The sequence below is a fragment of the Pseudomonas sp. PWP3-1b2 genome, assembly GCF_049896045.1.
Taxonomy (GTDB): domain Bacteria; phylum Pseudomonadota; class Gammaproteobacteria; order Pseudomonadales; family Pseudomonadaceae; genus Aquipseudomonas; species Aquipseudomonas antarctica_B.
The window spans coordinates 61208-85803 of record NZ_JAFCTN010000027.1 but is presented as its reverse complement, the minus strand read 5'-3'; the positions used below and the strand labels follow the sequence as shown (position 1 = coordinate 85803).

The 24596-nt window shown below is 58.2% G+C and carries 17 protein-coding genes; 10 read left to right on the top strand and 7 right to left on the bottom strand.

All coding sequences use genetic code 11. The features are described from left to right. The first annotated feature begins 277 nt into the window (after window positions 1–277). Entirely contained in the window at window positions 278–1318 is a 1041-nt protein-coding gene (locus ACP7A2_RS18080) for an NADP(H)-dependent aldo-keto reductase (protein ID WP_426135314.1), read from the top strand. A 114-nt stretch (window positions 1319–1432) separates the two neighbouring features. On the opposite strand, the gene ACP7A2_RS18075 is transcribed toward ACP7A2_RS18080, so the two are convergent. Continuing rightward, window positions 1433–2569 (bottom strand): acyl-CoA dehydrogenase family protein, encoded by a 1137-nt coding sequence (locus tag ACP7A2_RS18075; RefSeq protein WP_426135313.1) that lies wholly within the window; start codon window positions 2567–2569, stop codon window positions 1433–1435. 221 nt (window positions 2570–2790) lie between these two features. Between ACP7A2_RS18075 and ACP7A2_RS18070 the strand changes: the two genes are divergently transcribed. After that, window positions 2791–3711, top strand: a complete 921-nt coding sequence (locus tag ACP7A2_RS18070; protein ID WP_348055578.1) for a GlxA family transcriptional regulator — start codon at window positions 2791–2793, stop codon at window positions 3709–3711. A gap of 428 nt (window positions 3712–4139) precedes the next feature. Here the strand turns inward: ACP7A2_RS18070 and zapE are convergent, their stop codons facing one another. From zapE to ACP7A2_RS18055, 3 genes are all read right to left on the bottom strand, one after another. Then, complete coding sequence (zapE, locus tag ACP7A2_RS18065; protein WP_348055568.1) at window positions 4140–5234, bottom strand: cell division protein ZapE; 1095 nt, start codon at window positions 5232–5234, stop codon at window positions 4140–4142. A 79-nt stretch (window positions 5235–5313) separates the two neighbouring features. Continuing rightward, complete coding sequence (locus tag ACP7A2_RS18060; protein WP_426135312.1) at window positions 5314–6669, bottom strand: tryptophan--tRNA ligase; 1356 nt, start codon at window positions 6667–6669, stop codon at window positions 5314–5316. A 24-nt stretch (window positions 6670–6693) separates the two neighbouring features. Continuing rightward, the gene (locus tag ACP7A2_RS18055; RefSeq protein ID WP_426135317.1) at window positions 6694–7323 is read right to left on the bottom strand and encodes an alpha/beta hydrolase; all 630 of its coding nucleotides are present in this window, start codon (window positions 7321–7323) and stop codon (window positions 6694–6696) included. A gap of 147 nt (window positions 7324–7470) precedes the next feature. Here ACP7A2_RS18055 and ACP7A2_RS18050 point away from each other — a divergent pair, with 147 nt between their 5' ends. Then, complete coding sequence (locus ACP7A2_RS18050) at window positions 7471–7908, top strand: YhcB family protein (protein ID WP_017138275.1); 438 nt, start codon at window positions 7471–7473, stop codon at window positions 7906–7908. Window positions 7909–8103: 195 nt separating this feature from the next. Here the strand turns inward: ACP7A2_RS18050 and ACP7A2_RS18045 are convergent, their stop codons facing one another. From ACP7A2_RS18045 to ACP7A2_RS18035, 3 genes are all read right to left on the bottom strand, one after another. Next, on the bottom strand, window positions 8104–9825 hold the full coding sequence (locus ACP7A2_RS18045; RefSeq protein WP_426135311.1) for an ABC transporter ATP-binding protein/permease: 1722 nt from the start codon (window positions 9823–9825) through the stop codon (window positions 8104–8106). A gap of 99 nt (window positions 9826–9924) precedes the next feature. Next, complete coding sequence (locus ACP7A2_RS18040) at window positions 9925–10485, bottom strand: response regulator transcription factor (protein WP_010565532.1); 561 nt, start codon at window positions 10483–10485, stop codon at window positions 9925–9927. Beyond that, window positions 10478–11740, bottom strand: coding sequence for an ATP-binding protein (locus ACP7A2_RS18035; RefSeq protein ID WP_426135310.1), 1263 nt, complete (start codon window positions 11738–11740; stop codon window positions 10478–10480). Before ACP7A2_RS18035 ends, ACP7A2_RS18040 begins: the two co-directional genes overlap by 8 nt. Before the next feature lie 205 nt (window positions 11741–11945). On the opposite strand from ACP7A2_RS18035, the gene ACP7A2_RS18030 reads away from it, so the two are divergent. From ACP7A2_RS18030 to ACP7A2_RS18000, 7 genes are all read left to right on the top strand, one after another. Continuing rightward, a complete protein-coding gene (locus tag ACP7A2_RS18030) occupies window positions 11946–12659 on the top strand; it encodes an SIMPL domain-containing protein (RefSeq protein WP_426135309.1) in 714 nt (237 codons plus the stop codon). 383 nt (window positions 12660–13042) lie between these two features. Then, complete coding sequence (locus ACP7A2_RS18025; RefSeq protein WP_426135308.1) at window positions 13043–15739, top strand: hypothetical protein; 2697 nt, start codon at window positions 13043–13045, stop codon at window positions 15737–15739. A 144-nt stretch (window positions 15740–15883) separates the two neighbouring features. After that, window positions 15884–17485, top strand: coding sequence for an ABC transporter substrate-binding protein (locus ACP7A2_RS18020; RefSeq protein ID WP_426135307.1), 1602 nt, complete (start codon window positions 15884–15886; stop codon window positions 17483–17485). A 258-nt stretch (window positions 17486–17743) separates the two neighbouring features. Further along, entirely contained in the window at window positions 17744–19372 is a 1629-nt protein-coding gene (locus ACP7A2_RS18015; protein WP_426135306.1) for an ABC transporter substrate-binding protein, read from the top strand. Between the two features lie 365 nt (window positions 19373–19737). Then, a complete protein-coding gene (locus tag ACP7A2_RS18010; RefSeq protein ID WP_375066445.1) occupies window positions 19738–21282 on the top strand; it encodes an ABC transporter substrate-binding protein in 1545 nt (514 codons plus the stop codon). Between the two features lie 170 nt (window positions 21283–21452). Continuing rightward, the gene (locus tag ACP7A2_RS18005) at window positions 21453–22847 is read left to right on the top strand and encodes an OprD family porin (RefSeq protein ID WP_426135305.1); all 1395 of its coding nucleotides are present in this window, start codon (window positions 21453–21455) and stop codon (window positions 22845–22847) included. 80 nt (window positions 22848–22927) lie between these two features. Beyond that, window positions 22928–24526 carry an ABC transporter substrate-binding protein gene (locus tag ACP7A2_RS18000; RefSeq protein ID WP_426135304.1) on the top strand — a complete coding sequence of 533 codons (1599 nt, stop codon included), beginning with the start codon at window positions 22928–22930 and terminating at the stop codon, window positions 24524–24526. Window positions 24527–24596: the final 70 nt, after the last annotated feature.

The window sequence follows — 24596 nt, the reverse complement described above, 5'->3', positions numbered from 1 at the left end:
GTTTCCGGTTTTGCAGTAAAAGTTGTCATTCTTTAATAGCCTCAGGGGCCGCCCTGTAAATTAGACGGCGGATCTTACTGAATAGTGCGTACTTTGACAAGTCAAAGGCAGCCGGATACAGACGCTATCGGGGGCTCGGGTCAGCGCGTCCGTTCAACGGCAAGATTCTTCGGCAGACGGCGCATCACTTCCACTGCAGAAAGAGGTGGGCAATTATGCAGATTGCGAAAAAAAATTCAACCTGCTTTTATGATTGTTTTCCCCGAAGGAGTACCCGATGGATTATCGACAGCTGGGCCGTACCGATCTGAACGTGAGCGCGATAGCCCTGGGCACCATGACCTGGGGCGAGCAGAACAGCGAGGCTGAGGCCTTCGCACAGATCGAACGGGCCAAGGCCGCAGGGATCAACTTCCTCGACACCGCGGAAATGTACCCGGTGCCGCCCAAGGCCGACACCTACGCCACCACCGAGCGTTACATCGGCAATTACTTCAAAAGCCGTGGCGACCGCGCCGACTGGATCCTCGCCAGCAAGATCGCCGGCCCCGGCAACACCATCGACTACATCCGTGATGGCCATCTGCGCCACAACCGCAAGCACATCGTCGACGCCCTAGATGCCAGCCTCAAACGCCTGCAAACCGACTGGATCGACCTCTACCAACTGCACTGGCCTGAGCGCAGCACCAATTTCTTCGGCCAGTTGAGCTACAAGCACAAGGACGAAGAGGACCTCACGCCACTGGAGGAAACCCTCGAAGCGCTGGACGAACAAGTGAAAGCCGGCAAGATCCGCCACATCGGCCTGTCCAACGAAACCCCGTGGGGCACCATGAAGTTCCTCGCCCTGGCCGAAGCCCGTGGCTGGCCCCGCGCGGTGTCGATCCAGAACCCCTACAACCTGCTCAACCGCAGCTTTGAAGTGGGCTTGGCGGAAGTCGCGATTCGTGAACAGTGCGGTTTGCTGGCTTATTCGCCCCTGGCGTTCGGCATGCTCAGCGGCAAGTACGAGAACGGCGCACGCCCGGCCAAGGCGCGTCTGACCGAATACAGCCGCTTCAGCCGTTACTTCAACCCGCAGTCGGAAGCGGCGTGCAGCCGTTATGTGGCACTGGCGCGGGAGCATGGTTTGGACCCGGCGCAGATGGCACTGGCGTTCGTGACGCAGCAGCCGTTTGTGACCAGCAATATCATTGGTGCAACCTCGATTGAGCAGTTGGACAGCAACATTGCCAGTGCTGATCTGAAGCTGTCGAAAGAGGTACTGGAAGGGATTGAGGCGATTCAGAAGGATCATCCAAATCCAGCGCCTTGATTGATCTTTAGATAGCTATCGCAGGCAAGCCAGCTCCCACCTTTTTGATGCGTGAACACTGTCAAATGTGGGAGCTGGCTTGCCTGCGATGGTGCTCTCCAAAGCCCCCCCCAATCAAAGCGCCCGCGCAATAATCTCCTTCATGATTTCATTGGTCCCGGCATAAATCCGCTGCACCCGCGCATCCGCCCAGGCCCGCGCAATCGGGTATTCCCACATAAAGCCGTAACCGCCGTGCAACTGCACGCACTCATCAAGCACCTTGCATTGCAGGTCCGTGGCCCAGTACTTGGCCATCGCCGCCGTGGGCACATCCAGCTTGCCCTCAAGGTGCAAGGCCATGCACTTATCGACGAACACACGGCCAATCTGAATCTCGGTGGCCATCTCCGCCAATTTGAACCGGGTGTTCTGGAAATCCGCAATCGCCTTGCCGAACGCCTTGCGCTCTCGGGTGTATTCCAGGGTCCACTGCAACGCCGCCTCGGCAGAAGACACAGCACCGATTGCCACGCTCAAGCGCTCCTGGGGCAGCTCCTGCATCAAGTAAGCGAAACCCATACCGGCCTGGCCCAGCAGGTTTTCCTTGGGCACGCGCATGTCCTGAAAGAACAGCTCGGAGGTGTCCTGGGCTTTCATGCCGACCTTCTCCAGGCGCTTGCCCTTGTCGAAGCCCGGCGTGTCGGCCTCCACCAGAAACAGGCTGGTGCCCTTGGCGCCGGCCTTGGGATCGGTCTTGGCGACGACGATCACCAGCTCGGCAAGGTAGCCGTTGGTGATGAAGGTTTTAGAGCCGTTGATCACGTACTCATCGCCGTCCAGCACCGCCGTGGTTTTCACGCCTTGCAGGTCAGAGCCGGCGCCCGGCTCGGTCATCGCAATCGCCGTGACCATTTCGCCGGAGATCAATTTGGGCAGGTATTTGTGCTTCAACGCCTCGCTGCCGTAATGCAGGATGTATGGCGCGACGATGTCTGAATGCAGCGAGAAACCGATACCGGTCAGGCCCATTCGGCCAATCTCCTCGATCACCACCGCGCTGTACAAAAAGTCCGCGCCCAGGCCGCCGTATTCTTCCGGCAGATGGGAACACAGCAACCCCGCCTCCCCCGCCTTGCTCCACAACCCACGGTCGACATAGCCCTGTTTTTCCCATTGCCCATGGAACGGCACGGCGTGTTTCTCGAGGAAGGTGCGCACGCTCTCGCGAAAGAGCTCATGCGAAGAGCTATACAAGGTTCTGGAGATCATGGGTCACCTGCGTGGCATTGTCGGACAAGAGCGAGCCCACAGAGCCTATGCCCCGATGACGTCACGGGACACTGGACACATGCGACAAAAAATAAGACGATCCAGCCGTCTGGTGACCACTTTCCCCTATAAGAATAAATGAAATTATGTCTAACCAAATCTCCACGCCCTTGCGGCGCGTCAGCATTTTGGCCATTGATCGGGTATTCGCTTCAACCCTCATGCAAGCCAAGGATTTCTTCCACTTAGCCAGCCTGCGTTACGGCAAGCAACAAGGCCTGGGCCTGACCCCTGCGTTCGAAACGCGCCTGGTCAGCCCCGACGGGCAGTCTGTGTGCAGCTTCAGCGACGTAATCATGCCGGTGGACGGTGGCCTGGAAGATGCCGACATCATCGTGCTACCGGCCTTCTGGGACGACTTCGACGCCCTCTGCACCCGCTACCCGCAAGTGCTGCCCTGGCTGCGTGAACAACATGCACGCGGCGCGGTGCTCTGCGGCGAAGCCACCGGGGTGTTCTGGCTGGCTGAAGCGGGCTTGCTTGATGGCAAGGAGGCCACCACCTACTGGCGTTTCTTCAACGCCTTCAGCGAACGTTTCCCCAAGGTCCAGCTCAACCAGGACAAGCACCTCACCGATGCCGACAACCTGTATTGCGCCGGCGGTACTACCTCGGCGTGTGACCTTTACATCTACCTGATCGAACGCTTCTGCGGTGCCAACATCGCCCAGGCCGTGGCACGCGACATCCTTTACGAAGTGCAGCGCAGCTACGCGCCGGGCCGCATCGGTTTTGGTGGGCAGAAGCTGCACCAGGACGTGATCATCCTGCAGATCCAGCATTGGCTCGAAGAGCATTTCGCCGACAAGTTCCGTTTTGAAGACGTCGCGCGGGAACACGGCATGAGCATCCGTAACTTCATGCGCCGCTTCCAGACAGCGACGGGCGACAAGCCGTTGCATTACCTGCAACGCCTGCGCATCGAAACAGCAAAAGGCCTGCTCTCGGGCAGCCGCAAGAGCATCAAGACCATCAGTTATGAGGTGGGTTACGACGATGCGAGCTTCTTCGCGCGGCTGTTCAGGCAGCACACCGAACTGTCACCCAACCAATACCGCCAGCAGTTCCAGCAGGCTGCATAAGCCAAGGCAAACACAGAACCAATGTGGGAGCTGGCTTGCCTGCGATGGCGGTGTTTCAGCACGTACATTTGTTGCTGACGTGTCGCCATCGCGGGCAAGCCCGCTCCCACAGTTGATCTTCATTGTCTGGAAGATGATGGTTTTGCGGTCATCCACAGAAAAATGTGGGAGCGGGCTTGCTCGCGAATGCGGAGTGTCAGTCACTGAATGTATTGACTGATTCACCGCATTCGCGAGCAAGCCCGCTCCCACAGGTGATCTTCATTGTCTGGAAGATGATCGCTTTGCGGTCATCCACAGAAAAATGTGGGAGCTGGCTTGCCTGCGATGGCGGTGTTTCAGCACATACATCTGTTGCTGACGCACCGCCATCGCGGGCAAGCCCGCTCCCACACAAGCCCGGCTCCCACAGTTGAGCTACATCGTTCTTAAGGCTTGTGGCCGCGCGACAGGAATTCGTGGGATTGCATTTCGAGCAGGCGGCTCAGCGTGCGCTGGAACTCGAAGTTCAAGCGACCGCCCGTGTAGAGGTCCTTGAGCTCGACTTCCGCCGAGATGATCAGCTTCACGTTACGGTCGTAGAACTCGTCGACCATGTTGATAAAGCGCCGCGCGATGTCGTCGGTGGTGACGCTCATCTGCTCTACGCCACTCAGGATCACCGCGTGGAAGATCTTGCCGAGTTCGATGTAGTCGTTCTGGCTACGCGGGCCGTCGCACAATTGGCGAAACTCGAACCAGGCCACGTCATCGCAGGTACGCAGCGCAATGATTTCGCGGTTCTCGATCATCAACTTGTCGTTTTCCACCGCCTTCGTGCATTCCGGCGTCAGCGCGCGGAAGCTCTTTTTCAGGCTTTCATGCGCCGCTTCGTTCAGCGGGAAGTGGAACAGCTCCGCTTGCTCAAGGTGACGCAAACGGTAGTCGACACCGCTGTCGACGTTAACGATGTCAGTGTTCTGCTTGATCAGCGCGATGGCCGGCAGGAAGCGCGCGCGTTGCAGGCCGTCCTTGTACAAACCGTCGGGCACGATGTTCGAGGTGGCGACCAGGGTCACGCCATTCTTGAACAGCTCTTCCATCAAGGTGCCGAGGATCATGGCGTCGGTGATGTCGGAGACAAAGAATTCATCAAAGCAAATCACCCGCGCTTCGTCGGAGAAGCGCTTGGCGATAATGGTCAGCGGATTTTTCTCGCCCGGCAGCGTCTTCATCTCTTCGTGCACGCGCTTCATGAAGCGGTGGAAGTGGGTCCGCACCTTCTCCTTGAACGGCAGCGCTTCAAAAAAGGTGTCGACCAGGTAAGTCTTGCCTCGACCCACGCCGCCCCAGAAGTACAGGCCTTTGACCGGGGTGTGGTCTTTCTTGCCAAACAGCTTGCTGAACATCCCTGGCTTGCTTTGCGAGGCCGCGACCAGATCGTCGTACAGGCGCTGCAAATGACGCACGGCGTTTTCCTGGGCCGCGTCATGGAAGAATTCAGGGCGTTTCAGATCAGCTTGATATCGTTCTAGGGGCGTCATAATTTCGTTAGCAAGGCAACAAAAACGGGCCGTCACTGTAACGACGGCCCTGATTAATGGCAATCAACCCTTGGTCGGGTTAATCCTCGATTGGGGTCAACGCAACGCGCAAGGCGGCGATGGCAGCATCGCGCGACGTTTCGTCGGCGAATTCGGCGCTGTCGGCCACGACGGCACTGTCCAGCCAGACACTGAAGCTCAGGGCTTCGGTGCGCACATCCAGCGCGTCGCCGTTTTGCAGTTGCTTGGTGACCGCGCCAGCGGCTTTGCCATCGGCAAAATTGCGCGACAACAGCAATTGCTCGCCATCGGCGGCCAGCAGGCGGAAGCGGAAGCTGCCATCGTCTTCGCGAAAGCTTACAAAGCGCGCAGCTTTCGCGGCTTTCTTCTTCGCTGCAACCGGTGCGGCGGCCTGCTCGACGAACGAACGCAGGCCAACGGCCTCACGCAGCTCAGCAAGGAATGGCGCCGCCACGGCGCGGGCTTTTTTGGCGCCGACCAGCAGCAGGTCTTCCATGTCAGAGGGGCGCGACATCAACTGGTGATAACGCTCGCGCGCTTCGCCCAACTGGCTGTCCAGCAGCTGGAACAGGCGACTCTTCGCCTCGCCCCAGCCCAGACCTTGCTGCAGTTCGGCGCGGAATTCTTCTTCCTGAGCCTTGCTGGCAAACGCCTGGTACAAGGTGAACAGGTGCGAATTGTCCGGGTCCTTGGCTTCGCCGGGCGCGCGGGAATCGGTGACGATCCGCGAGATGGCGTCTTTCATGTCCTTGGCGCTGGTGAACAGCGGGATGGTGTTGTCGTAGCTCTTCGACATCTTGCGGCCATCGAGGCCCGGCAAGGTGGCGACGCTTTCTTCGATCAACGCCTCAGGCATGGTGAAGAATTCTTTACCGTTGCCAAACAGGTGGTTGAAGCGCTGGCCGATGTCGCGGGCCATTTCCACGTGCTGGATCTGGTCGCGGCCGACCGGCACCTTGTGCGCGTTGAACATCAGGATGTCAGCCGCCATCAGCACCGGGTAGCTGTACAAGCCCATGGTGATGCCCGCATCCGGGTCTTCGCCGGCTTCGACGTTTTTGTCCACCGACGCCTTGTAGGCGTGGGCGCGGTTGAGCAGGCCCTTGGCGGCAACGCAGGTCAGCAGCCAGGTCAGCTCGGGAATTTCCGGGATGTCGGACTGGCGGTAGAACGTTACCCGGTTTACATCCAGGCCACCGGCCAGCCAGGTCGCGGCGATTTCCATACGCGAGCGCTGGATGCGCTGCGGGTCATCGCACTTGATCAGGGCGTGGTAGTCGGCCAGAAAGTAGAAGGAATCGGCATTGGCGTCCTGGCTGGCAAGGATCGCCGGGCGGATCGCACCGGCGTAGTTGCCCAGGTGCGGCGTGCCGGTGGTGGTGATGCCGGTGAGGATGCGGGTACGAGTCGTCATGGGTAATCGCTTATCAGACTGCTATCAATTCGAAAGACGGGGCAGCACCAGATCCTTGAGATCGGTGAGCTTGCCATGAAAAAAGTGCCCGCATTCTGCCACTTTCAGCAGCTCATGGGGGCGATTCAGGGCCGCCGACCAGTCGTAAACGGCTTGCGGGTCGACCACCTCGTCGGTTTCCGGCTGGATCAGGGTCAACGGGCAGCCCTGGGGCAGCACGTCGGTATCGCGCAGGCGCATCACGGCGGCGGCGACCATAAACAGGTGCGCGAGCTGTTCGCCCTTGGCTTCCAGACGCCCGCCGAGGCTGGCGGCCACGTAACCGCCGAAGGAAAACCCGAGCAGGGTGATCGGCAGCTCGGGGTGTTTTTCCCGCAGCCAGGTGGCGGCCGCTTCGGCATCGTCCACTTCACCGGTGGCCATGTCGTGGCTACCGGCGCTGGCACCGACGCCACGGTAATTGAAACGTAAAGTAATCAAACCGGCATCGCGGGCGGTGCGTTGCAGGGTCGATACGACTTTGTTGAGCATGGTCCCACCCTGCACCGGGTTGGGGTGACAGATGAGCGCCAGGCCACGTGGCTCGGGGTGATCCAGGTACAGGGCTTCCAATTGGCCCACTGGGCCATCGATCAAAACAGGGGTTTCACGCATGAGCAAGGAATGAACTCCGTGACCTCTCAAAGGGTCGACTCGTCTAGCTAAAAGTCTGTGCATGGCATCATTGCGAGCTTAATCGCGGTATACAGCGCAGGTTTGAGCCGTTAACGTAAAGCAAAGCCGTTTATAGAGGAAGGACTCGTGGAACACTCGCTCTTAGTTTGGTTGTTGCCGACTCTTGCCCTGGTTGCCGGTGTCGCCATTGGATTCCTGGTTGCTCGCCTGCTGCCGAATGCCGCGCCTAACCGCACGCAGCGTCAGCTGGATGACATTCAGGAACGTTTTGACAGTTACCAGAACGAGGTGGTTACCCACTTCAACAGCACCGCGACCCTGGTCAAGAAGCTCACCCAGAGCTACCAGGAAGTACAGGATCACCTCGCCGATGGCGCTAACCGCCTGGCCCTCGACGACATCACCCGTCAGCGTCTGCTGGCCGCGTTGCATTCCGATGCACCGCAAGCTCCACGGGAACGCCTGACCCCTCCGCGTGAGAATCAGGAACCGCCACGGGACTACGCGCCAAAAACGCCAAACGCCCCAGGCATGCTGGATGAGCATTACGGCTTGAAGAAGTAAGTCATTTTCAAGCGTTAAAAAAGCCCGGCTGATCGATGATCAGCCGGGCTTTTTTGTGGGTGCTTACTCTTCAGAACACTGGGCATTCAATGTGGGAGCTGGCCTGCCTGCGATAGCATCACCCCGGTGCCCCTGATGGACCGACGTGCCCGCATCGCAGGCAAGCCAGCTCCCACACTTTATTTGTGCTGCTGATCAGACCGGTTGTTCCTGCAACACCCCGCCCTCAATCCGCACATGCCGCCCATGGAAACGCTTAAGGCTGCTGCGGTGCCCAACGCTGACAACACTCAACCCCGGCAACTCATCAATCAACGCCTGATACAGCGTCGCCTCATCTTCTTCATCCATGGCCGAGGTCGCCTCGTCCATGTACAGCCATTGCGGCGCAAACAACAACGCGCGGGCAAAGGCCAGGCGTTGCTGCTCACCCGGCGAGAGCATGCGCTGCCAATGGTTAGGCTCATCCAGACGCGCGACCAAGTGCGGCAAGCGGCAGGTTTCCAGCACCTGTGCATAACGCTGCGCCGAGTAGACGCTGTCGTCCTGTGGATAACTCAACGCAGCCTTGAGCGTACCAATCGGCAAATAAGGCTTCTGCGGCAAAAACAGATAACGCGCCGCCGGCAGACGAATACTGCCGTGGCCCGCCGGCCACAAATGCCCCATGGCCCGTAGCAGCGTACTTTTACCGCTGCCGGAACGCCCGCTGAGCATCACCCGCTGGCCCGGTTCCACCGTCATGTCGGCATGGGTAAGCAAGTGACGGCCATCGGCCAGGTCCATGCCCAGGCCTTGCACCACCAGACGCTCGCCTTCACCGCGCACATCGATCGCCGCAGGACGCTGTTCATTGTCGCGCATGGCTTGCTGGAAACTCAGCAGACGGTCACTGGTGGCGCGCCATGAGGCGAGGTCGGAATAGGCGCTGATAAACCAGCTGAAGTTGCCCTGCACGTTGCCGAACGCCGAGTTGATTTGCATCAGCTCACCCAACTCGATCTTGCCGGCGAAATAACGCGGCGCCGCCACAATAAAGGCAAAAACAATCGCGATCTGTTCATACCCGGCGGTAAAGAACGTCAGGCGCTTGGACACTCGCATGATGTCCCAGTAGTTCTGCCAGACCTTGCCGAACCGCGTGCTCAAACGCTGTTTTTCATTCGGCTCGCCGTTGTACAGGGCAATGCTCTCGGCGTTCTCACGCACACGCACCATGGAGAAACGCAGGTCCGCTTCGAAGCGTTGTTGTTGGTTGCTCAAGCCAATCAAGCGACGGCCAATCAGGTGAGTCAGCCAACTGCCCACGGCGGCATACAGCAGCGCGCACCAGAACATATAGCCAGGGATGGTGATACCAAACACTTCAATGCTGCCCGACACGCCCCACAAAATAATTGAGAACGACACCAGGCTGACCACATTGCGCAGCAACCCCAGGCCCAGGCTCAAGGTGGTCGAGGTGAAGTTGTTGAGGTCTTCGGAAATCCGCTGGTCCGGGTTATCGGTGTAACCGCCCTGCTCCAGTTGGTAGTAGTTTTTGTTGCCCAGCCAACGCGTGAAGTGCTTTTCGGTGAGCCAGGCGCGCCAGCGGATGGTCAGCATCTGGGTCAGGTACAAACGGTAAACCGCGCCCAGAATCGCCACGGTCGCGATACCGCAGAAATAACCGATCAACCGCCAGAAGGCCTCGGTGTCCTTCTTCTCCAGGGCGTTGTAGAAATCCTTGTACCAGTGGTTGATCCACACGGAGATCGCCACGCTGAACAGCGACAGTGCAATCACCGCCGCTAACAGCAACCAGGCCTTGCCCTTCTCTTCACTGCGCCAATAGGGCGTGATCATCGCCCAGGTTCGGCGAAAGAAGTGCCCACGCACCGCGTCGTTGACCGCGGAATACTCAGCGTTCTGATTCATCGTTCAGGCTCTGTAAGAAAATGTGACAGGCGTTCGAACCGATCATAGACGATCGGTTCAAGGCTCCGTGCGGCCTGAAGCAAATTGTTCAGTCTGGGTTCAGCGCCGGACCGGGCGCTTCTGCAATTTGCGCTGCAACGTGCGACGGTGCATGCCGAGGGCGCGAGCGGTGGCGGAGATGTTGCCTTCGTGCTCGGTCAGCACACGCTGGATGTGTTCCCACTGCAGACGGTCCACCGACATCGGGTTTTCCGGCACCAGGGTGTCGAGGTCGGCGTGTTCGGACAGCAAGGCCGCCAGCACGTCGTCGGCGTCGGCCGGTTTGCACAGGTAGTTGCAGGCGCCGCGCTTGATGGCTTCGACGGCGGTGGCAATGCTGGAGTAACCGGTGAGGATCACCACGCGCATTTCCGGGTCGAGTTCCAGCAGTTTGGGCAGCAGCACCAGGCCGGAGTCGCCGTCCATCTTCAGGTCGAGTGCGGCGTAGTCCGGCAAGTCCGCCTGGGCGATGGCCAGGCCTTCTTCGGCCGAGCCTGCGGTGCTGACGCGAAAACCCCGGCGGCTCATGGCGCGCGCCATGACGCGGGTAAAGGTGGCGTCGTCATCTACCAGCAACAAATGCGGCAGTTCTTCGCCTTCGACTTGGATCTCGTCACTCATCGATATCTCCTCGTGCGACACGTGGCAGGCGCAGCTCGGTGAGCGTACCGCCTTCCTCATGACTATAGAGTTTCACTGAGCCGCCCGCGCGGGTCACGCTGGCCTTGCTCAAAAACAGGCCGAGGCCGAAGCCTTTGCCCTTGGTGGTAAAGAAAGGCTTGCCGATCTGTTCGGCAATGGCCAGCGGCACGCCCGCGCCGTGGTCACGAATGCTGATGGTGACGTCTTCCGCGTCCCAGTCCAGCTGCACGCCCAACCCTTCGGGGCACGCATCGGCGGCATTGTTCAACAGGTTGAGCAGCGCCTGGGTCAGGTCCGGCGGTGGCGCCATGCGCGGCACGCTGCCTTGGCCCAGCAGATGAAAGCGATAACTGGCTTCGGGACGCATCAGGTGCCAACGGTTCAGGGCTTCGTCGAGCCACTGGGTCACGTCCTGCATCTCCACCGCCAGGCGGCGATTGGCTTCGGCGGCGCGCACCAGTTGCTGCAAGGTTTGCTTGCACTGCTTGACCTGCTCCTGCAACACGCCCAAGTCATCCTGCAGGGCCGGGTCGTGGTGGTCCTGGACCATTTCGTTAAGCAGTACGCTCATGGTGGCCAGCGGCGTGCCCAACTCGTGGGCGGCACCGGCGGCCTGGGTGGCGACGGCCAGCAATTGCTGATCGCGCAGGCCTTCTTCACGGCGAATGGCGCGCAATTCTTCCTGGCGGCGCAGCTCTTCGGCCATGCGCGCGGCAAAGAAGGTGATCACCGCAGCCGACAGGGCGAAACTCAGCCACATCCCGTAGATCTGCAGGTTTTCGCGGGCGATGGGAAAGGTTTGCAGCGGATAGAACCGCGCCAGCAGCAAGGTGTACAAGGTCAGCGCAATGCCCGACAACACCACCGAATAGCGCCACGGCAAGGTCACGGCGGCGATGGTCAGGGGCACCAGGTAATACGAAACAAAGGGGTTGGTGGAACCACCCGAGAAATACAGCAACACACTGTGGATGAACAAGTCGCAGGCCAACTGCAGGGCGTATTCCAGCTCGGTCACCGGCCACGTGGTGCGCAACCGGATGGCGGTAAACGCACAGAGCACAGTGGAAAAACCGAGGGTCACGGCCAGTTGCAGCCAGGGCAGAGGCAGCAGGTCAAACCAGTAGGCGAGCCCGACGGAACCGGCCTGCGCGGCCAATACCAGGGTACGAATGAACGTCAGGCGCCAGAGGTTCTGGCGTGTGGCGGAAGTCAGTTTTACGGCGGCGAGCATGAGCTCTCCCGGTGAGCGCTGCAGGCGGATCGGCACGAGTATAAACGAAGCGGGCCCGCCGCCACGGCCTGTGTGGCTCTTTGACGCAGGCCGGGTAACCGACCGTTCGTCGGCTTGGGCCGCACCTGTAGGGAATGTGTAAACCCGAAGAACCCGATGCCACCGTCTACAGTCATACCGAACACGACAATCCCAAGGAGCTTCCATGTCTCGTTTCACTCGCAGTGCAGCCGTCATCACCCTCGGCGTTGGCGCCCTCGCCAGCCTGCCGGCACTTGCCGCCGATGCGCTGAACTACAACCAGATTTCCCTGCGCGCCGAAGTCAGCCAGGAGGTTGCCCGCGACAAGATGATCGTGACCCTCTACACAGAATCCCAGAACAGCGACCCGGCCAAGCTCGCCGCTGAAATCACCAACACCATGAACAAGGCGCTCGGCGAAGCCCGCGAAGTCAGAGGCGTGACCCTGCGCCAGGGCAGCCGCAACAGCTACCCGATCTACGACAACAAGAACCAGAAGATCACCGGCTGGCGTGAACGCGCCGAATTGCGCCTGGAAAGTGCGGACGTCCCTGCCCTGTCCAAGCTCACCGGCGACCTGCTGAACACCCTGAAAATGGAAAACATGGACTTTGCCATCGCCGACAGCACGCGCAAGTCCAGCGAAGACGCGCTGCTCAAAGACGCGGTCGCCGCATTCAAGGCGCGCGCCCAGTTGGCCACCGATGCCCTCGGCGGCAAGGGCTACAAAATCGTCAACCTGAACTTCAACACCAATGGCTACCCGCAACCGTATGCGCGCAATGGCGCGATGATGATGAAGGCCGCGATGGCCGATTCGGCGCCGACGCCGGAAGTGGAAGCCGGCACCAGCCAGGTCAACATGAGTGCCGACGGCGTGATTGAAGTTCTTCAGTAACTGTTTTCGAGGCATAAAAAACGGCGCGGCCCTTGAAGGCTGGCGCCGTTTTTTATGCGTGCTGTATGGCTGTCAGCCTGATGTTTGCCGCGCGTTATACATGCGTTGAGTACACCGCACAGGCATAAGAGTGGAACTCTTTTCGCGCAACTAACCACCCAGTTGCACGTCACTCAATACGGACACTGTCGCACTAAAGCACTCAACCCTGACTCGACAGAAGCATCAACACTCTGAGTTCAATTCCACAGCTGTAAACAAACCACGCGACAGCAAAGACACGTCAATTGATGACGACGCAACGTTATGCAGTGTGCGCACCGCTTCTCTTATTTATATGCGCCACACCATGAATTAAAAACCATACTTATAACGAGCCGCTCATGACCATAAGCCTTACTTCGCTGCCGCACCCTTTCGTCACTGCCCCTCCAACACCGGCTGTACACACCCGCACGACGCGGGCAGTCGATGCCTCGCCAACGCCAGAAAATATACGTTTGGGAACACCCAGCGGCGAGCAAGATAAAAAGATAAGTCCTGGCAAAAAACCGACACTGGCTCCAACTCCCAACCATGAGCTTGATTTTGCCAAGGCTGTCATTTATGGCTCCGTCAATGTCTCACCTCCCACGCAAAGCTATACGCAACAGGACCGTCTACAGCACGTCGATGCGTTTGCCGCGCGCGTTGTGGTGCAAATCAAACACATAGAAAGTGGTGAGGAAGGCGAAAGCAATATCAGGTTCCAGAAGACTCGCCAGTTCCTGGAGCCAGCCGGTTACTTCAGCGGTGGGTTGTTGGCTGCCGGGTATGACCCGCATGAAAAAATCACGGTGACGTTCAACGCTTACGTCGGCAAATGGAAGCCGGAACATAAAACCAATACCGATGAACGCACCTACTTTGCCTGGGAAATTGCAGCCGGGGCCCTCAAGCACGACAGGCCCGCAGGCGGCGGCCTGCTGAATTTCCAAACAATGGAAATTCAGCCAAAAGACCGGAACAAGATCAACGGCCTGGAAGCGCTGGGCGCACGGCTGCAGGATCATTGGACCGATGACATAACCAAACCCATGCAGGACGCGTCAGGCGCATTGGCGAAGCGTTCGGGAAAGGCCGATGCCTATGCGGTGCGCGGCACGTTACAAAGCCTGCGTAACGACAAACACAGTTATGAAAAACTGACACCTGCCGGGCAGGAAGCAATCAACCGCACGCTGGATAAGAACGGTAATGTGGTGATTCCAAATGTATACGGCTACCCATTGGCCGGGTATGCATTTGTTCCGTACGTTAACTATCACGGCGATTATGACCACAGGCCCAATAAAGGTCTGATGATTGACCTGAAGAACGGCAAGATCAATGAAATACACGGCGATAAAGACTTTGCCAACTGGGCAAAACAAAACCGCAGTGAACTGCAGCGCAGTTTTAATTCCAAAGACCGCCAGGGTGGCAAAGATGCTCATTGGCCGAAAGCGGTGGATGTACTCGACAATTTGATTGCAGGCAATCACGCCACCTACCCGGGACGTCAAAGCCTGTTCAAGGATAAAGCGGTGCCGGTGAGGGAGACGTTTAATTACTCACAATCGCGAAAAGACGACTATTTTTTGAAGTTCGGCAAACTTAATGACGGTATTGCCGCCGACTATCAGGCGCTGAATGCCAGGAATGCACAATCGGACGACCAGACGGAAGTGTTTGGCTCCGCGCAACAAAGCTGGAAGGGCGCCAAAGAATTGTGGGGACGTACCTTCGGTTACATCCCCGTCGTGGGCAACACGGGCAATATCGTCTTTGGCATTCATGACTCCCTTCATGGCAAGACCGCCGACGATCGCGTCGGCGGCACCGCCGCAGCGGTGATATCGGGCCTGCAACTGGCGCACGAAATTGCGCCCTCCGCCCTGGAAGCCGGGCTGGGTGAACCTTCGCTCCCCGCTCAGTCCGCCACGAACCCGCATTACCGTTGGAAATATGACGAGCAGTCGAGTGATTTTGAGTTCGTGCGAACCCCAAAGGCTTCAACAAACGCTGAAACAGGCGCAGTCAAAACTGCAACCACGCCCACCTCCCCCTTTGCGGGGATGCAGGAAATAAAGTACAGGGGCAAAACGTATTTCGTCGCTGATAAACCCGATGCGTGGGACGGCACGGCTTACTTGTTGCGCGTCAAGGACCCGAAGGATTCATCAAAATTGGCGAGCAGCGCCATTATTGCCAGGCCTGATGAAACAGGGGTGTGGAACAAAGCCGGGGAAACCGGTGGCGGACGATGGTTCTGGAATCGCCCGATCACCTCAACCGCCAGTGATGAATCATTGTCGACGCCCAAGTTTTCGGAGCGATTTGTTGAGTCCGACGGCTCAAAAATTCCCGGCTCTGGCAAGTTTGACGACTACTTGAGCGTTGACGAAAGCAAAGACTATACGTTCATCAATAATCTCTTCAGCGACGGTCCAAACGTTAAAAGGCGCCTTGCCGTCTCCTGGAGAATCGATGACGGCCAGTTCGCGGTGACCGAGACCGAGCGAGCCCAGCCCATTGACGGTTACAACAGCGAGTACTCCACAAGCTTCCCGGTCGACCTGAACCGAGGCGATTACACAATCGTTACCAGGGAAGGTGCCAATGAGGTGCGCACCAGGCTGGATTTCAGGTCAACGTCCGACGAGGAAACGATTAAAACCAGACTTGCCACACTGGAAGCCACCATTCCCGACCCGAATCTGAGAGCCCGTATTTCAGAGGTCGCTCACCAAGGCGCATCGTTTCCTGCGTTTGTAGAACTTATGCCACCGGTATTGAAGGAGGGTTACAGCGTTTCAGCAGGCGAGAAGTATTTCACCATTGAATACAACCCGGGCAGTGATACCCACACGGTCAAGGCCACTACAAAATGGGACCTTAAACTTCTGACTGAAGACGGTGGCGTCACCAATCGAGACCTGGATATCACCAGTACTCGGATATTCACGATACGGGCAAGCAATGATGTGAGCGGCGACGGTTATGTCATTGATAAATCCGCACCTACCCGAATAGAAATCTCTACGCCAGCCGCGGTGTAAGGGGTAATACGCGGGTCTTGCGTGAGGGGCTGACACCGCAACTAACGCCAGCGGTCTCTACCTGACAAGCCTGAACGGCGGTAACCTCGGTGACCGCCGTTTTCGTTTGGGCAGCAAACTGTGCCTGCCACTTCAGGAGTCTCCATGGATAGAACCGCCTTCAAACCGCTGCTCCTGGCTGCAAGCCTTGTGGCATTCATGCCGATGGCCCAGGCCGCCAGCACCCTGGTCTACTGCTCCGAAGCCAGCCCCGCCGGCTTCGACCCCAGCCAATACACCAGCGGCACCGACTTTGATGCGTCCGCCGAAACCGTGTTCAACCGCCTGACCCAGTTCAAGCGTGGCGGCACCGAAGTCGAACCCGGCCTGGCGACCCGTTGGGATGTCTCCCAAGACGGCCTGACCTACACCTTTCACCTGCGTGATGGGGTCAAATTCCACACCACCGACTATTTCACGCCGACTCGCGACTTCAATGCAGATGACGTGGTGTTCACCTTCAATCGCCTGCTGGATGCCGACAGCCCGTTTCGCAAGGCTTACCCTTCCGAGTCGCCGTACTTCACCGATATGGGTTTAAACACCACGATCAAAAGCCTCGACAAGGTCGACGAGCACACCGTGCGTTTTAACCTGAATAACGTCGACGCCTCGTTCGTGCAGAACCTGGCCATGAGTTTTGCCTCGGTGCAATCGGCCGAATACGCCGCCCAGCTCTTGAAGGAAGGCAAGGCCGAAGAGATCAACCAGAAACCCATCGGCACCGGCCCGTTTGTGTTCAAGCGTTACCAGAAAGACTCGCAGATTCGCTACGTCGCCAATAAACAGTATTGGAAACCCGAGGACGTAAAACTCGACAACCTGGTGTTCGCCATCACCCCGGACGCCGCCGCGCGCCTACAGAAACTCAAGGCTGGCGAATGCCAGGTCAGCGGCTACCCGCGCCCGGCCGACATCGAAATCATGAAGCAGGACCCGAACCTGCGCGTGCTGCAACAAGCCGGGTTCAACCTGGGCTTCCTGGCCTACAACGTGACACACCCGCCGCTGGACCAGCTCAAAGTGCGCCAGGCACTGGACATGGCCATCGACAAGCCAGCAATCATCAAGGCCGTGTACCAGGGCGCCGGGCAATTGGCGCAGAACGCACTGCCGCCGGCGCAGTGGTCTTATGACCCCACCATCAAAGACGCGCCTTACGATCCAGCCAAGGCGCGGGCGCTACTAAAAGAAGCAGGGGTTGCACCAGGTACCACCATCAACTTGTGGGCGATGACGGTTCAGCGCGCCTCCAATCCGAACGCGCGGATGTCGGCACAGATGATCCAGCAGGATTGGGAAAAAGTCGGCATCAAAGCCAACATCGTCAGCTATGAGTGGGGCGAGTACATCAAACGCGCCAAAAATGGCGAGCACGACGCGATGATTTACGGTTGGACGGGCGACAACGGCGACCCGGATAACTGGCTGGGCGTGCTCTACAGTTGTGCTGCGGTCAAGGGCAGCAACTACGCCAAATGGTGTAACCCGGCCTACGACAAGCTCGTGCAGCAGGCCAAGGTCAGCAGCGACCGCGAGCAACGCATCAAGTGGTATCAACAGGCGCAAAAAATCCTTAAGGAACAGGTACCTATAACGCCTATTGCGAACTCGACGGTTTTCCAGCCCCTTCGCAAGGAAGTGCAGGACTTCAAAATCAGCCCCTTTGGTCTCACGCCGTTTTACGGTGTCAGTCTAGATAAGTAACAGGCGCGCCCCAACCGAGTGCGCCAGACCGCTCGGTTGGGCTTTTTTGGTGCGCGCTACGCACCGAAAAAAGCCTATTTATAGACGCATTTGTGTACAAACTTTCATAAATGCGACATTCCTGTACGTTCGTACCACACTTTGACCTTCACGACGGTTCAACATCTTGCAATGGGTATGGCGCCTGCATAAGTATCCGCAGGCCGACTCACGAGGTCGCCCTCACCACCAAAAATGACAACAAATCATGAGGCCAACATGCTTAAACACGCAGTCCTTCCGCTTCTAGTGAGCGCTGGCCTTATGGCCGCAGCTCCTTTCGCCCAAGCGGCGAGCAACCTGGTGTTCTGCTCCGAAGGGAGCCCGGCCGGTTTTGATCCAGGCCAGTACACCACCGGAACAGACTTCGATGCCTCGGCCGAAACCATGTTCAACCGTCTGACCCAGTTCGAACGCGGCGGCACCGCTGTGGTTCCTGGCCTGGCCACTACCTGGGACGTTTCCCCGGACGGCCTGACGTACACGTTCCACCTGCGCGACGGCGTGAAGTTTCACACCACCTCGTACTTCAAACCGACCCGTACCTTCAATGCCGATGACGTGCTGTTCACGTTCAACCGCATGATCAACAAGGACGATCCGTTCCGCAAAGCCTACCCAACCGAGTTCCCGTACTTTACGGACATGGGTATGGACACCAACATCAAGAACATCGAGAAAGTCGATGACCACACCGTCAAGTTCACCCTTGGCACCGTGGACGCCGCCTTCATCCAGAACCTGGCGATGAGCTTCGCGTCGATCCAGTCCGCCGAATACGCCGCGCAACTGTTGAAGGAAGGCAAAGCGCCGGACATCAACCAGAAGCCAATCGGTACCGGCCCGTTCGTGTTCAAGAGCTACCAGAAAGACTCGAACATTCGTTACACCGGCAATAAGGACTACTGGAAACCTGATGACGTTAAGATCGATAACCTGATCTTCGCCATCACCACCGACCCGTCGGTACGTATCCAGAAGCTCAAGAAAAACGAGTGCCAGATCACCCTGTTCCCGCGCCCGGCCGACCTGAAGGCACTGGGTGAAGACAAGGACCTGAAACTGCCGCACCAGGCCGGTTTCAACCTGGGCTACATCGCTTACAACGTCATGCCAGTGCTCAAAGGCCAGACCGCGCCGAACCCGCTGTCCGACCTGCGTGTACGTGAAGCGCTGGACATGTCGGTGAACAAGCAGCAGATCATCGACTCCGTGTACCAGGGCGCAGGCCAACTGGCCGTCAACGCCATGCCGCCGACCCAGTGGTCTTACGACACCACCATCAAGGATGCTCCGTACGACGTGACCAAAGCCAAGGCTTTGCTCAAGGAAGCGGGCGTCAAGGAAGGCACCGAAATCACCCTGTGGGCGATGCCGGTTCAACGTCCGTACAACCCGAACGCCAAGCTGATGGCTGAAATGCTGCAGAACGACTGGAAACAGATCGGCCTGAAAGTGAACATCGTCAGCTACGAGTGGGGCGAGTACATCAAGCGTTCCAAAGGCGGCGAGAACCAGGCCATGATCATTGGCTGGAGCGGCGACAATGGTGACCCGGACAACTGGCTGAACGTGCTGTTCGGCTGCGACTCGCTGGCCGGTAACAACTTCTCCAAATGGTGTGACAAGAAATTCGACGGCATCGTAAAAGAAGCCAAGGCCACTTCGGATGTCGCCAAACGCACCGAGCTGTACAAGCAGGCGCAACATATCCTCAAAGATGCAGTCCCGATGACACCTATCGCGCACTCGACGGTGTATCAACCCATGCGCAACACCGTACAGGACTTCAAGATCAGCCCGTTTGGCTTGAACTCTTTCTATGGCGTGAGCGTAAGCGGCAAGTAAGGATCAATGGCGGCGACGTTTCATCACGTCGCCGTTATTGCATCCGCCCAGGCCGTAGGAAACAGACCACACCCGCACTCATTGCTGTCCTACAGCAATGAACTGCGACTTGCGGCTCCGTTGCCTACAAGGTCTGTCAGTTTTGATGCATTTACTGCCCGCTCCGCGACCCATAACGTCGTAGGACAGCAGAGGCATCACTCTGAGAAAGGCACTTGCTGTGTGTGGGATCGGCGTTGTCACCCAGGCTTCTTGCCTGGGTGATTGCTCGCTGATGACAACTACAAACAAGGATCGGGATCGTCATGCGCCATACCACTGTTCTATCCGCAATTTTTGGCACCAGCCTGCTGGCTGTGGCCTCAATGGGCCAAGCCGCCGAGAAGAAGAGCCTGGTGTTCTGCTCTGAAGGCAGCCCGGCAGGTTTTGACACTGCGCAGTACACCACCGCCACCGACAACGATGCGGCCGAGCCGCTGTACAACCGCCTGGTTGAGTTCGAAAAAGGTGCAACCAACGTGGTGCCTGGGCTGGCAACAGATTGGGATATTTCGCCAGACGGCCTGACCTACACGTTCCACTTGCGACAAGGGGTGAAATTCCACAGCAACAAGGAATTCAAGCCGACGCGCGACTTCAATGCCGACGACGTGCTGTTCACTTTCAACCGCATGCTTGACCCCGACCACCCGTTTCGCAAGGCCTACCCGACCGAGTTTCCGTACTTCAACGGGATGAGCCTGAACAAGAACATTGCCAAGGTCGAGAAAACCGACCCGCACACCGTGGTGATGACCCTGAACACGGTCGACGCCGCGTTCATCCAGAACATCGCCATGAGCTTCGCCGCGATCCTGTCGGCCGAGTACGCCGAGCAATTGCTTAAAGAAGGCAAGCCGAGCGATATCAACCAGAAGCCGATCGGCACTGGCCCGTTTGTGTTCCAGCGCTACCAGAAAGACTCGCAGATCCGTTACGTGGGCAACAAACAGTACTGGGACCCGAGCCGCGTGAAGCTCGACCAGCTGATTTTCGCGATCAACACCGATGCGTCGGTGCGCGTGCAGAAGCTCAAGGCCGGCGAATGCCAGATTACCCTGCACCCGCGCCCGGCTGACGTCGACGCGCTCAAGGCCGACCCGAACCTGCAACTGCTGACCAAGCCCGGTTTCAACCTGGGCTACATCGCCTACAACGTGCGCCACAAGCCGTTCGACCAGCTTGAAGTGCGCCAGGCGCTGGACATGGCCGTGAACAAGCAGAGCATCCTGAACGCCGTGTACCAGGGCGCCGGGCAACTGGCGGTCAACGCCATGCCGCCGACGCAGTGGTCTTACGACGACACCATCAAGGACGCGCCCTACAACCCGGAAAAAGCCAGGGAATTGCTCAAGGCCGCCGGCGTGAAGGAAGGCACCGAGATCACCCTGTGGGCCATGCCGGTACAACGTCCGTACAACCCCAACGCCAAGCTGATGGCCGAAATGCTGCAAAGCGATTGGGCCAAGATCGGCCTCAAGGTCAAGATCGTCAGCTACGAGTGGGGCGAGTACATCAAGCGCACCAAAAACGGTGAGCACGACATCAGCCTCATCGGCTGGACCGGTGACAACGGTGACCCGGACAACTGGATGGGCACTCTTTACAGCTGCGACGCCATCGGCGGGAACAACTACTCCATGTGGTGTGACCCGGCGTACGACAAGCTGGTCAAGCAAGCCAAGGTCGTGACCGACCGCGAACAAAGGACTGTTCTGTACAAACAGGCGCAGCAACTGCTTAAAGCGCAGGTGCCGATCACGCCAGTCGCCCACTCAACGGTTAACCAGCCGTTAAGCGCCAAAGTTGAAGGGTTCAAAGTCAGCCCCTTCGGCCGCAACGTGTTCTCGGGCGTCAGTCTCAACCCATAAGAAAATAACCGGATGGTGGAGGGCGAAGTCTGCTCTCCGGCAAACGTGCAGCCTTTTGTTAGGAAATTTCCTACGGCAAACGTTTGCAATGGCTTGAACGAGTTACACACCCAATAGCCGGTTCACCTAAAAAGACCGGCATTAAAAAGAGAACCAAAGGAGCTCCACCCATGAAACTGAGCAGCAAAGCGCTTCTGGCCCTGGCCATCAGCAGCATCACGGCAACCGCCTTCGCTGAAACCCAAAGCCAGGACTTCGTTCCTACCACACTGGCCGGCACCAGCGCCCAAAGTGAGGCCAAAGGTTTTATCGACGGTCAAAGCCTGGGCGGTACTACCCGTAACTGGTTCTCCAACGAGCAGAAGTTCCGTGGCGGCAAGTTCACTTACCAGAAGCACGGCGAAGCGCGTACCGACGCCTACCGTACCAACTGGCTGCAAGGCACCATCCTTAACTACTCCTCGGGCTTCACCCAAGGCACTGTTGGGGTAGCGACCGAAGTAGCGGGTTACAACGTTATCGCGCTCGACCAGAGCAAGCGTGACATCAAGGGCGGTTCCAACCGTACCCTGGCCGACTCCGACGGCGATGCAGTAGGCCAGTGGAGCAAGCTGGGCCTGGCCAACGTCAAGTTCCGTGTGTCGAACACCACCTTGACCGCCGGTCGTCAGAACTTCAGCAGCGGCATCGTCGACACCATCGGCAACCGTGCCCTGCCGTCGAGCTTTGAAGGTTTCGCCCTCAACAGCGAAGAGTTCAGCAACCTGTCGTTCCAGGGCGCTTACTTCGACCGCGTGTCGCCACGTACCGAACAGAGCCTGTCGAAATTCCGCAGCGAATACGGCAATGGCCAGGAAGCCGATCACGTCTACACCGCCGGTGTGAACTACCAGCCGTTCAAGAGCCTGAAAACCAGCTTCTTCGGCGCTCAAGTCAAAGACTTCTGGAACCAGTACTACTTCGGCGCTACCCACGAATTGGGTGACGCTCAGGTACTGAGCCTGACCACCGGCCTGAACTACTACAAGACCGTCGACGAAGGCAAAAAGTTGATGGGCAAGATCGACAACGACACCTACTCGCTGTCGCTTGGCCTGACCCACCAGGCTCACAGCCTGACCTTCTCGTACCAGGAAGTGAACGGTAACGAGTACTTCGACTACCTGCACGAAACCAACGGTATCTACCTGGCCAACTCCCTGACGTCCGACTTTAACGGTCCGAACGAGAAGTCCTTCCAGATCGCCTACGGCATCAACATGGCCGAATACGGCGTACCGGGCCTGAAGTTCAACATCTACTCGGCTCGCGGCTGGGGCATCGACGGCACTCACTACACCGGCGACGGCGGCCGTGCAGGCTTTGCCTACAACGGTATCCAGGCTCAGGACGGCGAGAAGCACCAGGAATACGGCGTAGGTTCTTCCTACGCAGTACAGAGCGGTCCTCTGAAAGCCTCCACCATTCGCGCCACTTACGTGACGCACCGTGCGACCGAAAACCAGGCTGACGGCAACCTGCGTGAGTTCCGCCTGGTCACCACCATCCCGTTCAACATTCTTTAATTAGCACCAGGTAAACGGCGGGCTCATCAAGAGCCCGCCGTTTACGCTTGTCTGGTTCACTCGATTGCAGAGGGCTCTGAATGAAAATGCTCCCGCTACAAGCCGCCATTGCCGCTGCGCTGTTGAGCGTGGCGATCGGCGTTTCGGCCAAACCACTGGTGGTCTGCACCGAAGCCAGCCCGGAAGGTTTTGACCCGGTTCTGTACACCACGGCCGTGACGACTGACGCTGCCGCTGAAACCATGTTCAACCGCCTGGTGGACTTCAAGCCAGGTACCACCGAAGTGGTGCCTGCGCTGGCCAAAGACCTGCCGGAAATCAGTGCTGATGGTTTGACCTACACCTTCCACCTGCGTGATGACATCAAGTTCCACACCACCGACTATTTCAAACCCACGCGCAACATGAATGCTGACGACGTGCTTTGGAGCTTCCAGCGCCAGCTGGACCCGAATCACCCTTGGCACGACAAGTCCAAAGTGGGCTACCCGTACTTTGAAAGCATGGGCTTCAAGGAACTGCTCAAGAGCGTCACGAAGACTGACGATCACACCGTCGTCTTCACGCTGACCCGTCCTGAAGCACCATTCCTGTCCGACCTGGCCATGGCGTTTTCCTCGATTCACTCCGCCGAATACGCCGACCAGTTGCTCAAGTCCGGCAAGACCGATGACCTGAACGCCAAGCCCATCGGCACCGGCCCGTTCATCTTCACCCGCTATCAAAAAGACGCCCAAGTGCGCTTCAAGGCCAACCCGGACTACTTTCGTGGCAAGCCGCCGGCTGATCCGCTGATCCTCGCGATCACCACTGACAACAACGTGCGCCTGCAGAAGCTCAAGGCCAACGAATGCCAGATCGCGCTGTACCCCAAGCCCGATGACGTGCCGAGCATGAAGGCCGACCCGAACCTGAAGGTGGCCGAACTGGCGGCGATGACCACCGCCTACACCGCGATGAACACCACGCACAAGTACATGAGCGATGCGCGCGTTCGCCATGCGATCAACATCGCGTTCGACAAAAAAGGCTACAACGAGTCCCTGTACGGCAAAGGCAATGCCGTTGATGCCACCGGCCCGTTTCCGCCAACGCTGCTGGGTTTCAACGACAAGTTGAAAAACCCGCCACGTGACCTGGATAAAGCCCGCGCCCTGCTTAAAGAAGCCGGCGTACCGGAAGGCACCGAATTCACCCTGTTCACCCGTAACGGCGGCGGCCCGACCAACCCTAACCCGTTGCTCGGCGCCCAGCGCATGCAGGCGGATCTGGCCCAGATTGGCTTGAAGGTCAACATCAAGGTCATGGAATGGGGCGAAATGCTCAAACGCGCCAAAGCCGGCGAGCACGACATGGTTTCTGCCGGTTGGGCGGGGGATAACGGTGACCCGGATAACTTCCTCACACCAAACCTGAGTTGCGATGCGGCGAAAAACGGCGAAAACTACGCCCGCTGGTGTAACAAAGAGTTTCAGGACTTGATCGACAAAGCGCGCGCCATCGAGGAACCCTCGAAACGGGCCGCACTCTACGAACAAGCCATGGAGGTTTTCGACAAGGAACAACCGTGGATTCCTATGGCTTACCCGAAAATGTTCACCGCCATGCGCAAAAACGTCGAGGGTTTTACCCAAAGCCCTCTGACTACAAATAACTTCGCCACCACCCAGGTGAAGTAAATAAGAGAAGACGCTCGGCACCGTCGACATTGACGGTGCCGAACCTGCCTAACCGGCTGATTGAGGTACA